The organism is Citrobacter sp. GW821-FHT07H02, assembly GCF_059418505.1.
Window position 1 is genome coordinate 34,635 of sequence record NZ_JBWKPZ010000021.1, and the last position, 13,000, is coordinate 47,634.

Sequence of the window (13,000 nt, forward strand, 5' to 3'; positions counted from 1 at the left end):
TTACGGTTGGCGAATTAACGCGCCAGCCAACCGCCGTCAACAGCCACGGTATAGCCGTTGATGTAATCAGACGCGCTGGAAGCCAGGAAGACAATCGGCCCCATCAGATCGCTCGGCAGACCCCAACGACCCGCTGGGATACGCTCAAGGATCGCCGCACTGCGCTCTTCATCAGCACGCAGCTGCTGCGTGTTGTTGGTCGCCATGTAGCCTGGGGCAATCGCGTTCACGTTGATGTTGTGCTTCGCCCACTCGTTCGCCATCAGACGGGTTACGCCCATAACGCCGCTTTTTGATGCAGTGTAAGACGGAACGCGGATACCGCCCTGGAAGGAGAGCATGGACGCGATGTTGATGATTTTGCCGCCGTTACCCTGAGCAATAAAGTGCTTCGCCGCCGCCTGAGACATAAAGAACACGCTCTTGATGTTCAGGTTCATCACGTCGTCCCAGTCTTTTTCACTGAAGTCGATCGCATCTTCACGACGGATCAGGCCCGCGTTGTTGACCAGAATATCGATATGACCAAATTCCGCCACCGCACGTTCCAGCAGAGCCGGAATACCGTCGATCTGACGCAAATCAGCGGTCAGACTTAAAAAACGACGACCCAGCGCGGTAACGCGTTCAATCGTTTCTGTTGGTTCAACGATGTTAATCCCGACAATGTCGCAGCCCGCTTCTGCCAGACCCAGCGCCATACCCTGACCAAGACCGGTATCACAACCCGTAACGACCGCTACTTTACCTTCGAGAGAAAATGCATTCAGAATCATTGTAAACCCTTAATTTTTTAGTACCTGTCACGGACAGGCATCATTGCCGTTCGCGACTAGCGCAGATCTTTTACTGCCACGTGGTCCATGTCATCAAAGACCTGGTTTTCGCCCACCATGCCCCAGATGAATGTATACGCTTTGGTGCCCACACCGGAGTGAATAGACCAGCTCGGCGAGATCACCGCCTGCTCGTTGTGCATCACGATATGACGCGTTTCCTGCGGCTGCCCCATCATGTGGAAGACACAGGTGTCTTCGTCCATGTTGAAATAGAAGTACACTTCCATACGGCGTTCATGGGTATGACACGGCATGGTATTCCACAGGTTGCCTGGCGCCAGTTCGGTCAGCCCCATGCTCAACTGGCAGGTTTCCAGAACATCCGGAACAAAATATTTGTTGATAGTGCGACGGTTACTGGTGGTGTTGTCGCCTAAAGTGACCGGAGCCACATCGGCTGGCGTCACTTTTTTGGTTGGATAGGTGGTGTGTGCCGGTGCGCAGTTGTAGTAGAACTTCGCCGGTTTTGCCGTATCTACGCTGGCAAAAACCACTTCTTTCGCGCCTTTACCCACATACAACGCATCGCGATGACCAATTTCATAGCACTGGCCGTCAACGGTAATCGTGCCCGGACCACCAATGTTGATTACGCCTAATTCGCGACGTTCCAGGAAGTAGGTCACGCCCAGTTGCTTACCGACTTCACCGCCTACAGAAACTGATTTCGCCACCGGCATAATACCGCCGACGATAATGCGATCGATGTGGCTGTAAACCATGGTGTATTCGTCAGCCACAAACACGCTTTCAACTAAAAACTCATTGCGCAGTTCCTGGGTGTCCAGCGTTTTCGCGTGCGCACTGTGGATACTTTGTCTTACGTCCATATTTACCTCCAATGATAAATCGACCGTGAATTCCTGAACGGAGAGCAAAACGCTGTTCCGTTTTACCTAATGAGGCCATGATAGCCCTCCGTGAATCTGTTTTCAATTATAAATAAAACAACGTTTCATTTTTGCGATAATTATTGTCAAAAATGCAGTCCCGATCACGCTCAGGCGCAGCGCATCAAAAAAATTAAAAACAATTCATTTAAAAACAAAGAGATAATTGAAATATTGCGATTATTGCCCAACAGAGAGGCCAGGTGCAGAAAACAGAGAGGGAATGCGGAGGCGGTTATGACGCGTTTTATCATCAAGTTGCGTCATGAATCACAAATATTGAAACATTGTTTTGATAAATTATTCTTTGTTCGAGTGTTTCTGTAACTGGTCTTGCCCTCCGTGTGGAGGGCTTTTTTATGCCAGCGGCAAGGCGATGCTCAGTCTCTCTCGATAGCCAATGCCACGCCCTGCCCGCCACCGATACATAACGTCGCCAGCCCTTTACGCGCTTTACGCTTAAGCATTTCATGCACCAGCGAAACCAGGATTCGACAGCCTGAAGCGCCAATGGGATGGCCGAGGGCAATCGCGCCGCCGTTAACGTTCACCCGGCGTTCATCCCACTCCAGCATTTTTCCCACAGAAAGCGCCTGAGCGGCAAACGCTTCATTGGCTTCGATAAGATCCACATCTGCAAGCTGCCAGCCAACCCGCTCCAGACAGCGGCGAGTGGCATAAACGGGGGCAATTCCCATCAGCGCCGGATCCACGCCGACACTGGCAAAAGCACGAATACGCGCCAGTATGGGTAAATTCAACGCCTGCGCTTTGGCTTCACTCATCATCATCACGGCGGCGGCGCCATCGTTAATTGACGAAGCATTTCCTGCCGTGACCGATCCCAGACGATCGAACGTGGGATCCAGCCTGGCCAGCCCTTCGGCGCTGGCATCGGTCCTCGGCTGTTCATCCGTATCAATCACCCTTGATTGTCCATTACGCTGAGTGATAACAGGCACGATCTCATCTTTAAAGCGGCCCGCATCGATTGCCGCACGCGCTTTTTGCTGAGAGCTGAGCGCATAGGCATCCTGCAACTCGCGGCTGATCCCGTATTCCCGCGCCAGATTTTCAGCGGTTACGCCCATGTGGTAATCGTTGAACGCATCCCACAAACCGTCGTGAACCAGACTGTCGACCAGTTGGCTGTTGCCCAGTTGCGCTCCGGTACGGCTGTCGGTGAGGACATGCGGTGCGCGGCTCATGTTTTCTTGTCCGCCCGCAATCACAATATCCGCCTCACCGCACTGGATAGCCTGAGTCGCCAGATGCAACGCTTTTAGCCCTGAGCCACACACATCGTTGATGGTGATAGCGGAAACCGTATTCGGCAACCCGCCTTTGATGGCGGACTGACGAGCAGGATTCTGCCCTGCTCCTGCTGTGAGAACCTGACCGAGGATAACTTCATCGATGGCATGTACATCAACACCCGTGCGCGCCAGTAACGCTTTCACGACCACGCTGCCAAGCTCAACGGCAGAATGACGCGCCAGCGTTCCCTGGAAGCAGCCAATGGGTGTCCGTAATGCCCCAACTATCACAACCTCTTTCATTACCACCTCTGCGCAAAATAACACCGCAATAGTAGAGGATTGTTAAAAACTTGTTACCTTGAATGTTTAAAAAAAGTGAGTTTTATCACAAAGGAAATTCGTATCGTTGTGGCTACGACGCGACACGCCCCTGTTGTAAATGGTATCGGAGCCAGCTTCCCGCAGCCCCTGGGGGGGATTTCTTATTCCAGAGGAGATCGATAGAGATAGCCCTGGGCCAGCCGGGCACATCCAGCTGAACCAACGGTTTCTCCGCGGCAAATTCTTCGACCAGCGCACAGGGCAGCGCGCACCAGCCGAATCCCTGCACCGCCATACTGAGCAATAATAAATAGTTAGGCGCGGACCAGACCGGTCCTCGCGCCACATTGGCGCCGCTTTCAAAATAGGTATTCAGTCGCAGCTCACGCCAGGTATGCAGTTGATCCCAGGAGACTTTTTCCTGCGTTGCCAGCGGGTGCGTCTCAGCGGCATACAGTCCCATCCAGGTTTGCATCGGCAAACGCGTGACGCCCATATCGGTCGGGTAGTCGTCGCGGGCCTCTATCAGCCCCACCTGCGCACGTCCTTTTTGCAGCAGATCGATAACGTCCTCATCCTCACCGATCAGGCATTCAAACTCGGTATGCGGAAATTGCCGATCAAACTGCACCATCAGTTCTTCAAGAACATCCGGATGCAGAGTGTCGGAAAGGACAAAGGTCAGCCGTGCTTCCGTTTCTCCGGACAACGACAATGCCACTTCATCCAGACGGTCGCTCGCCGACAAAATCGCCTGCACATAACTGAGCACCCGCTTTCCCTCTTCCGTCAGTACCGGTTGTCGCGACGATCGGTCAAACAGCGAGAAGCCAAGGTCAGCCTCCAGATGCGCTATCGCCGTACTGATGGTGGACTGGCTTTTACGCAGCCGCCGCGCCGCCGCAGAAAAGGAGCCGCAGGAGACGGTTTCTACAAACGCCGTTAATGCTTCAGGAGAGTAGCGCATGAACTATCTACTTTATCGATGGATACTATCTTTAAGATATCACATTAAGCGATAAAATGCCCAGGATTCCACATTATTCCGAACATAAAAGAAGGTTTCACGCTATGCAACACGATGCTGTACAACGCCGCTCCTTACCTGAGCGTATTTTTCATGCCGTCTGCTTTGAGGGCATCGCAACGGCTATTCTCGCCCCAACAACGGCATGGTTGATGCAGCGCTCCGTTCTCGAAATGGGTGGCCTCACCGTGCTGCTGGCGACTACCGCGATGATCTGGAATATCATCTATAACGCGCTGTTTGATCGTTTTTGGCCTGCGCATCTGGTCAAACGTACCGCCAAAGTCCGCGCCTTTCATGCCCTGGGATTTGAAAGCGGCTTTATCGTGATTGGGGTGAGTATTGTGGCGTATGTGCTGAGTGTCAGTCTGCTACAAGCATTCACACTGGAGATCGGTTTCTTCCTGTTCTTCCTGCCCTACACCATGCTCTATAACTGGGCCTACGATACGTTGCGCCATCGTGTGATCAAACATCGCCAGCAGCGCGTTACTGCCTGATAACGCTCTGATTTGCCGGAGTCGCTGTGATTCCGGCATTTTATCTGTTCGCTCCCTCTATGTTTAAGCCTCCCTCAATAACCCCTGTTTATGGTAAATTGTGCTTCTTTTTTGTTTATTTTATAGTTGATACGTTCAGATAATGTCGAAAATTTGGTCAAAAGAAGAGACTCTCTGGAGTTTCGCGTTATATGGAACTGCCGTAGGTGCAGGAACCCTCTTCCTCCCCATACAGTTGGGTTCAGCGGGGGCGATTGTTCTGTTTATCACCGCGCTGGTCGCCTGGCCATTGACTTACTGGCCGCACAAGGCGTTGTGTCAGTTCATCCTCTCGTCGAAAACCTCTGCAGGAGAAGGGATCACCGGCGCGGTAACACACTACTACGGTAAAAAGATCGGTAGCCTGATCACCTCGCTGTACTTTATTGCCTTCTTTGTGGTCGTGCTGATTTATGCCGTGGCGATCACCAACTCGCTCACCGAACAGGTGGCAAAACACCTGCAGGTAGACCTCCGCATCCGTATGCTGGTCAGTCTGGGTGTGGTGGTGACGCTGAACCTGATTTTTCTGATGGGACGCCATGCCACACTTCGTGTGATGGGATTTCTGGTGTTTCCGCTCATCGCGTACTTTTTATTTCTTTCGTTCTATTTGACCGGAAGCTGGCAACCCTCTTTATTGACCAGCCAGATGTCTTTCGATCAGCACACGCTTCATCAGGTATGGATATCTATCCCCGTGATGGTTTTCGCTTTTAGCCATACGCCAATTATTTCCACGTTTGCCATCGACAGACGTGAAAAATATGGCGAGCAGGCCATGGGTAAATGCAAAAAAATCATGAAGGTCGCCTACCTGATCATCAGCCTGAGCGTGTTGTTTTTCGTCTTTAGCTGTCTGCTCTCGATTCCGCCCGCTTACATTGAAGCGGCCAAACATGAGGGCGTAACCATTCTGTCAGCGCTGTCGATGATGCAAAATGCCCCCGCCTGGCTGTCGATTTCCGGGATCATTGTCGCCGTTGTCGCCATGTCGAAGTCATTCCTCGGTACCTATTTCGGCGTGATCGAAGGGGCAACTGAGGTGGTGAAAACCGGCTTACAGCAGGTTGGCGTGAAGAAAAGCCGCGCCTTTCATCGCGCGCTTTCCATTATGCTGGTTTCGGTGATCACCTTTATTGTCTGCTGCATTAACCCAAATGCAATCTCAATGATTTACGCGATCAGCGGCCCACTCATCGCCATGATTTTGTTCATCATGCCGACGCTGTCGACCTATCTGATCCCGACGCTAAAGCCCTACCGCTCATTGAGTAATCTGATAACCCTGATTGTCGGCCTGCTCTGCGTTTCCGTGATGTTTTTTGGCTAACGCCCCTTTTAACGGCTCACCCATCTGAAAGGGGTTGAGCCGTTAAATCTCCCTTAGCTTCTCGTTAATTCGCATCCATACAGAGCAGCGAAGGCGACCCCACGGTGGTAAATGCCCAGCCTTCCCGATACTTGTTAATCAGAAGCGAAAATGAAGCGCCACTCGCTAAATAAAGTGCGGGGAGTGCTTTGCGCTCACCGGTGTCTTTTAGGTTATCGGACGGGAACTGAACAATACTGCTGCTGGTGAGAATATAGTGCTTACGTATTTTCTTATACGTGAAGTAAATGACGCGACTCACTTTATAAAGTCGGGAGTCAGACGTTTTCAAAATACCGGTAAGGGTAATGATCCCCTGACTGTTATGCATTTGATAAGAAATATCACCAGAGAAAACCTCATGGTCGATATCCCAAACGGCATAACCACTACAATCTATTCTTGGGTTAGTTTTCTTGGCATACCAGATGCTTCCCCCTGTGACCAGAGAGAACAATACAATAATTGCGAACAAGAGTATTTTAGTTTTCATTATTAATCGAATAGTAAGTTGTGCATTTGGTAGACATCTTTTTCCTGACATCCTGTGGGCAAATCACGGCTGCAATATTTTTGGCACTGTTCATTCCAGAGAGAAAGATATAGTTATTCTCGCGGCATAATTCATTATGATTTTGCATAAACCGCAGGTAATGGTTTTTTAGCGCATCATTTCCCTTCTGAAATACAGTGCAGGAGGGAAATTTATCCGTAGTCAAAATATCATACGACGATAGCAAGGACTCCTGACGCAGGTGAAAGGTACCGATAACCCCGCCAATAATGGCAACCAGCAGCGATAAAGAAAGAAACAGGCCAGACAGAGGTGAACGAAACGACAGACGTTTCGCTCTCTTCTGCGTTTCAACCATCGGCGTAACAATCGGTTCAACAACAGGTGGTTCAATCGGTATTTCAACCGGTGGTGTTAAAACCGTTGCCGCTGGGGGTGTTTGTGCGATATCGCAAACCTGAATATCCGCTGAAATCATCAGCCCCCGGCGAGCAATTGTTTTGATAATGTCGCGTGGTAAGCCAATGCCTTCTAATGCATTTCTGAGAATAAGAATAGTTTGATAAAACGTATTTGCGGATGTCACACTGTTCTTCTCCCCCCACCCTGCAGCAATAAGCTGATTCTGCGAAACGACACTCCCATTATTCATTATTAGACATAAGAGAATCAGGCTCGCGGGCGTTTGCAGGGTAACCACTTCATCTGTAACACTATTTGATAGTGTTCGCTTGCCAGTATGAAAGTAAATCAGATGATTAATAGCGTAATATCCAGCATGTTTTAACACGTCAGGCACGGTATTCCTTTTCATATTGATATCATGAATGTAATGCTACAAAATTCTTATATTGAGATCACTATAAATATTAACTAATGGGATTAGCATCAAAAAATACAATCAAAAATAGTTATAAATCAAACACCTTCACTGTTGATAAGATCACTTTTTCTTAGTTAAGACTCTTTTTGATGAATATTCACTCTTCCCTGGATATTATTACGACACGACTAAAAACCGAACAAACAGATAAATTACTCTTTATCTAACTCAATAGTCGCGTTACAAATCAACGGTTAAAATTAACAAAACCACAACCTTTAACCATTGATGCCATTTAGAGATAAATCTCATACATTTTTTTAATATAATTATTCCTGGTGCCATAGATAAAAATCCTGGTCGACGCGTACATGTGTTATGAGCTTGTGCCTCTCTCTCGACTGGATGTGCAAACGCTAACGAGCATTCAATTATTTTTTGAAAAATCAAAAAATACGGTCAGTAAGAAAAGTAGTAATTTTTGATATTTAAACGTTTTCACGACAGAAACAAGGCATGTTGTGAAGTATTGACAGGTTTAAAAACGGATGAAATTATGAAATTATCTACGGATAGGGAGGTTCTTTATGGGGCTTGATGTTAAATTAAAAAACATTACCTGCAGCAGTTGTACTTTACGTTGTAATATCATGCCAGAGAAATCACCTCGATTACAGTACTGCGCCAATGCGTGTTTTTGTATGTGGCCAGAACAAAGTATTTATTTTAATCGTGGGATCATGGATGGCATTTTAAATAACAATCACAATGCCAGATTAAGCGGCTATATTTTCGTGGATTTTTCAATTAGCTACCTACGGCTGTTTTTAAATACCGAATGGATCGACTATCTCGCCAGCACGGGAATGGGGATAATTCTGGTCAGCGATCGGAATATGCAGTCGTTAGCGAACTATTGGCGAAAAAATCATACTGCCGTGTCGGCTGTCATCTACCATGACGACGGACTGGAGATCGCCAACGAAAAAATACGGCAAGTATTCATTGGACGTTACTTGTCTTTTTCGAAAGGAAATACACTCACGCAGATGGAATTTACCATTATGGGAAATATGGTGTCAGGGCAAAACCCACATCAAATAGCTCAAACATTAAATACGGATATACGCAGCGTGTATGCGTATAAGCAACGAATCGAAAAAAGAATGGGGGGTAAAATAAATACACTATTTATTCATTCTCTTCCTATTGCAAAGGGAAAATCGCCCTTTCCGATGGTAAAGAAAGAGTTTGATAGCTCGCTAATTCATTGGCAAAGGCATCGGTAACATCGACAAGGAGCGGGTTTCAGGAGCGAAAGTCTGAAGCCACTATGTTTTGGACATGCAGGGACATCCAGATGGGATATTACGAAGAAGAGACGCGAGCATTAAACGCCATATTGTTATTGATTTTTACCATGCAGGCGGACGAGGCGTTTGCCGAATTAGAGCAGTCACTGCATCAGCTGGCTTTTCCTCCAGCGGTACGGCGTTTATGTGAAAACGCGCTGCAAAATCATATCGCCGCTCACAGCGTCCCTCTGGCGCATCAATCTGCTCAGCAAGAAGCGCAAGCCGTCTCCTGCCTGTTACTGGCACTGGAGTCGATCAGCGGTTTTAAACATGTTGAACGCTATATTACGCACCGGAACCAAACATCTGTTTGTTGTTAATGACTCCGCCATAGTCGGGTGGCGCCCCGACTATTTGATATAGGAATCCAGCACTTTCAGGATCACATCCAGATCTTCTTCACGCTTTACTTCATCACCCTGATGAACAATATGTTCGGTCAGATGACCTTTTATCACTTCCCGCATAAGTCCGTTCACCGCACCACGAATCGCCGCGATCTGCTGTAAAACTGCCGCGCATTCATGGGGTTCATCCAGCATTTTTTTTAAGGCTACAACCTGCCCCTGAATTTTGCTGGTACGCGCTTTAAGCTTTTGTTTATCCCTGATTGTATGTGACATAACAATACCTCCTTAACATAAATCATTGTGGATTATAGCATTGCGATTCTACTGGGGGGTAGTATTCGGTACTGGGGGGGAGTAGAATGAAAAAAGGTATAAAAACTAAGAATCATTCTCATGGGCGAATTCTCGACACTTCTTCAGCAAGGTAACGCCTGGTTTTTTATTCCCAGTGCGATTTTGTTAGGCATATTGCACGGACTTGAACCGGGGCACTCCAAGACGATGATGGCGGCATTTATCATCGCTATTAAAGGCACCGTCAAACAGGCAGTGATGCTGGGGCTTGCCGCTACACTCTCGCATACTGCGGTTGTGTGGCTTATCGCGCTTGGGGGCATGTATATCAGTCGGGCATTTACCGCAGAATCGGTTGAACCCTGGCTACAGTTTATTTCCGCGATCATTATTCTGGGCACTGCGACCTGGATGTTCTGGCGCACATGGCAAGGTGAGCGAAACTGGCTGACGGAAGCGCATGACCATCATCACCATGAGCACGATCATCACCATCATGAGCATGAGCATGAGCATCACCACCATCACCATAAGCATGAACACCATCACCACGATCATGACCATCATGACCATGCAGGACTGGAAGGGGTAACCGCAGGTTCAAAAGACTATCAGGATGCCCATGAACTCGCGCATGCCAGTGACATCCAGCGCCGCTTTCACGGCAGAGAAGTGACAAACGGGCAGATAGTATTATTTGGCCTGACCGGCGGGCTTATCCCCTGTCCTGCGGCAATCACCGTGCTGCTGATTTGCATCCAGCTTAAAGCCTTCACCCTGGGGGCCACGATGGTGCTTTGCTTCAGTGTTGGTCTGGCGTTAACGCTGGTCACGGTTGGCGTGGGAGCGGCAATCAGTGTCCAGCAAGCGGCTAAACGCTGGAGCGGATTTAATCGCCTCGCCAGAAAAGCCCCTTACTTTTCCAGCCTGTTAATCGGCCTGGTCGGCATCTATATGGGCATCCATGGCTATATGGGGATCGTCAGTTAAGGCATGGGTTGTGGGAGAAACCCACCGTGGAACGCACGGTTCCACGGTAGGCGCAGACATTAGCTGGCGACGCTCCCCCACACCAGCTTGCCTTTATGGAATGTCGCGGTACGCGGCGAAATCCGCGCCACCGCTTCGGCAGAACAGGAAGCGTCCACCAGCACGAAACTGGCTTCATCCTGCGCCTTCGGCCAGACGCGCTCACCTTTATCATTCAAGGGCAACACATCCCCCGTCGCCAGGAACAACGCACGCGACAGGTTTTGCTCATTAGGACGAATGTAGAGCTGGGCGTACAGGTTCGCTTTCTCCAGCATGTCGCCCAGCCCATACGGCGACCAGTGATCGATCACGCTGTCCGTACCGGTGATCACCGTCACGCCTTTGTCGCGCAACTGTTTGAGCGGCATATGTAACGTACCAATCGGCACCGTCGAGGCAATGGTGATTTGCTGAGCGGCCATTCGGGTTGCCAGTGTATCCACCTGTTGCTCATTCAGCGTAGCGAGCGCAAAGGCGTGGCTGATGGTTAACTTCCCTTTCAGTTGTGGCGTTTTTTCTACCCGTTCAACCATGTAATTCACCGCCGCAACGCCCGCCGGGCTTGTTTCGTGCAGGTGAATATCGACGCCTTTGTCATAATCCAGCGCAATCTGGAACATGGTGTCGAGGGATTTCTCCATCGCGCCATCCACGCTGGTTGGGTCAAGCCCGCCAACGTAGTGCGCTCCTGCCTGCATCGCTTCGCGCATCAACGGTTCTGATTTTGACAGCAGCAAACCATGCTGTGGAAAGGCCACAATTTCACACTCAAAGCCCGGTTTGCGGCGTGCCAGCACTGCCTGCAAATTTTCGAGGTTTTTAAGCCCGGATACCGGCTCAATGTTGCAGTGGCTTCGCGCCACAGAGGTCCCTTTTGACTGCAACAGGTCAATCAGCTTTTCTGCCCGTTCCTGGGTATACGGCTGTAGCTCAGGCAACAACTTTTGCTCAAGCGCGATCATATCCTGAATGGTGGTACCCGCCGGGCGATTCAGCGATCGCCACGGCCCGCCATAGAAGGTTTTATCCAGGTGGATGTGCATGTCGCGCATCGCAGGCAACATCAACTTCCCGCCCGCATCGTAATGCGCCAGCGTCGCATCCGGATGGCTTTTATTGGCGCGTAGCGCAACCATTTTCCCGTCCTGAATCTCAACGGTTTGCAGCTCGGTTCGGGTATGCACCGCCACCGCATTCTCGTACTCGAAGCCTGCTTCCAGCAGAACGTTATCCAGATAGTAATGTGTGTCGTTGATGGTCATAGCGCCTTTCGCGTCACCGGTTGTCCCGACAGAATTAGCAGCATACGCGACCGGCGCCGCCGCGCCAAACAGTGCGGCGGCGGTGACCATTTTGCCGCTCTGACTCAGAAACTCACGGCGGCTTTTGTTTTCCTTCATCGCATCTTCCTTTTATGAATGGACGATATGGGTGCCCGTTTCGCCGCGCAGTGCGGCGGGCAGACATTCCGGCGTGGTGATGATCACCCGTTTACCGCCCTGTTGCAGAAACGCCAGGCTGGCGACAATTTTGGGCAACATGCTGCCGGGCGGGAAATGCCCTTCCTGCATGTAGCGGGTCATGGTGGGGATATCCACCCGCTCCAGCGCCTGCTGCTCAGGTTTGCCAAAGTGAATACAGACTTTCTCAACGCCGGTGGTGATCACCAGAATGTCGGCGTGGATCTCACGGGCCAGCAACGCCGTAGAGAGATCTTTATCAATGACGGCGTCCACGCTGTGATAATCGCCCTGCGGGCTTCGCACCACCGGGATCCCGCCGCCGCCCGCGCCAATAACCACAAAGCCTTGTTGGGTCAGCGTTTTAATGGCATCCGCTTCGACAATGCATTTCGGTTCCGGTGAGGCAACAACCCGACGATAGCCGCGACCGGAATCTTCCACAAAATGCCATTGCGGATTCGCCCGCTGCAGTTCATCGCGCTGGGCGGCGTTAAAAAATGCCCCGATGGGTTTAGTGGGATGGGCAAAACCAGGGTCGTTTTTGTCCACCTCCACCTGCGTCACGACGGTCACCGCTTTCTGCTCCCCATGACGCGCCAGGCGATTGTTCAACGCCTGCTGGATCAGATAACCGATACTGCCCTGAGTATCAGCTACGCAGTTCGCTAGCGGGGTTAACGGCAGCCCTTCGCGTTCATGGGCGATTTCCGCACGTCGCAGATCCAACCCAACCTGCGGTCCGTTACCGTGGGTCAGCACAATGTTGTAATCCGATGCCAGCATCTCCAGCACCGTATCCGCCACTGCTTTCACCGCCTCAGCCTGATGTTCAATCGACTGGCTGGCGTTATCTTTGATAATGCTGTTGCCGCCAATGGCAACGACCACAAGTTCTTTCATCGTGTCTTCATCCCATCAACGT

Annotated in this window: 14 protein-coding genes; 5 read left to right on the plus strand and 9 right to left on the minus strand. The window is 50.2% G+C overall.

Translation table 11 applies throughout. The features are described 5' to 3' along the window. Positions 1 to 14: 14 nt before the first annotated feature. From kduD to AC07NP_RS18365, 4 genes are all read right to left on the minus strand, one after another. Positions 15 to 776, minus strand: coding sequence for a 2-dehydro-3-deoxy-D-gluconate 5-dehydrogenase KduD (gene kduD, locus AC07NP_RS18350; RefSeq protein ID WP_192613342.1), 762 nt, complete (start codon positions 774 to 776; stop codon positions 15 to 17). Positions 777 to 832: 56 nt separating this feature from the next. Beyond that, a complete protein-coding gene (gene kduI, locus AC07NP_RS18355; protein WP_203360126.1) occupies positions 833 to 1,669 on the minus strand; it encodes a 5-dehydro-4-deoxy-D-glucuronate isomerase in 837 nt (278 codons plus the stop codon). Positions 1,670 to 2,109: 440 nt separating this feature from the next. Then, positions 2,110 to 3,288, minus strand: coding sequence for an acetyl-CoA C-acetyltransferase (locus AC07NP_RS18360; RefSeq protein ID WP_494661331.1), 1,179 nt, complete (start codon positions 3,286 to 3,288; stop codon positions 2,110 to 2,112). Between the two features lie 112 nt (positions 3,289 to 3,400). Next, complete coding sequence (locus tag AC07NP_RS18365; RefSeq protein ID WP_203360124.1) at positions 3,401 to 4,276, minus strand: LysR family transcriptional regulator; 876 nt, start codon at positions 4,274 to 4,276, stop codon at positions 3,401 to 3,403. A gap of 104 nt (positions 4,277 to 4,380) precedes the next feature. Here AC07NP_RS18365 and AC07NP_RS18370 point away from each other — a divergent pair, with 104 nt between their 5' ends. Together AC07NP_RS18370 and AC07NP_RS18375 are read left to right on the plus strand one after the other, a co-directional pair. Then, on the plus strand, positions 4,381 to 4,836 hold the full coding sequence (locus tag AC07NP_RS18370; protein ID WP_192613346.1) for a multidrug/biocide efflux PACE transporter: 456 nt from the start codon (positions 4,381 to 4,383) through the stop codon (positions 4,834 to 4,836). A 142-nt stretch (positions 4,837 to 4,978) separates the two neighbouring features. Beyond that, positions 4,979 to 6,208 (plus strand): amino acid permease, encoded by a 1,230-nt coding sequence (locus AC07NP_RS18375; protein ID WP_494661332.1) that lies wholly within the window; start codon positions 4,979 to 4,981, stop codon positions 6,206 to 6,208. 64 nt (positions 6,209 to 6,272) lie between these two features. Here AC07NP_RS18375 and AC07NP_RS18380 read toward each other — a convergent pair whose 3' ends face one another. Further along, entirely contained in the window at positions 6,273 to 6,740 is a 468-nt protein-coding gene (locus AC07NP_RS18380; protein WP_494661333.1) for a YqeJ family protein, read from the minus strand. Further along, a complete protein-coding gene (locus AC07NP_RS18385; RefSeq protein ID WP_494661334.1) occupies positions 6,730 to 7,575 on the minus strand; it encodes a winged helix-turn-helix domain-containing protein in 846 nt (281 codons plus the stop codon). Before AC07NP_RS18385 ends, AC07NP_RS18380 begins: the two co-directional genes overlap by 11 nt. Positions 7,576 to 8,171: 596 nt before the next feature. Here AC07NP_RS18385 and AC07NP_RS18390 point away from each other — a divergent pair. Then, complete coding sequence (locus AC07NP_RS18390) at positions 8,172 to 8,873, plus strand: helix-turn-helix transcriptional regulator (RefSeq protein ID WP_203360120.1); 702 nt, start codon at positions 8,172 to 8,174, stop codon at positions 8,871 to 8,873. A gap of 71 nt (positions 8,874 to 8,944) precedes the next feature. Further along, positions 8,945 to 9,259, plus strand: a complete 315-nt coding sequence (locus AC07NP_RS18395; protein ID WP_494661335.1) for a hypothetical protein — start codon at positions 8,945 to 8,947, stop codon at positions 9,257 to 9,259. Positions 9,260 to 9,289: 30 nt separating this feature from the next. Here the strand turns inward: AC07NP_RS18395 and rcnR are convergent, their stop codons facing one another. Continuing rightward, positions 9,290 to 9,562, minus strand: a complete 273-nt coding sequence (rcnR, locus tag AC07NP_RS18400) for a Ni(II)/Co(II)-binding transcriptional repressor RcnR (RefSeq protein WP_192613352.1) — start codon at positions 9,560 to 9,562, stop codon at positions 9,290 to 9,292. A 120-nt stretch (positions 9,563 to 9,682) separates the two neighbouring features. Between rcnR and AC07NP_RS18405 the strand changes: the two genes are divergently transcribed. Then, entirely contained in the window at positions 9,683 to 10,573 is an 891-nt protein-coding gene (locus AC07NP_RS18405; protein ID WP_494661336.1) for a nickel/cobalt efflux protein RcnA, read from the plus strand. A gap of 59 nt (positions 10,574 to 10,632) precedes the next feature. Here the strand turns inward: AC07NP_RS18405 and AC07NP_RS18410 are convergent, their stop codons facing one another. Continuing rightward, entirely contained in the window at positions 10,633 to 12,015 is a 1,383-nt protein-coding gene (locus AC07NP_RS18410; RefSeq protein WP_494661337.1) for an amidohydrolase family protein, read from the minus strand. 12 nt (positions 12,016 to 12,027) lie between these two features. Continuing rightward, positions 12,028 to 12,978, minus strand: coding sequence for a carbamate kinase family protein (locus AC07NP_RS18415; protein ID WP_494661338.1), 951 nt, complete (start codon positions 12,976 to 12,978; stop codon positions 12,028 to 12,030). Positions 12,979 to 13,000 lie beyond the last annotated feature (22 nt).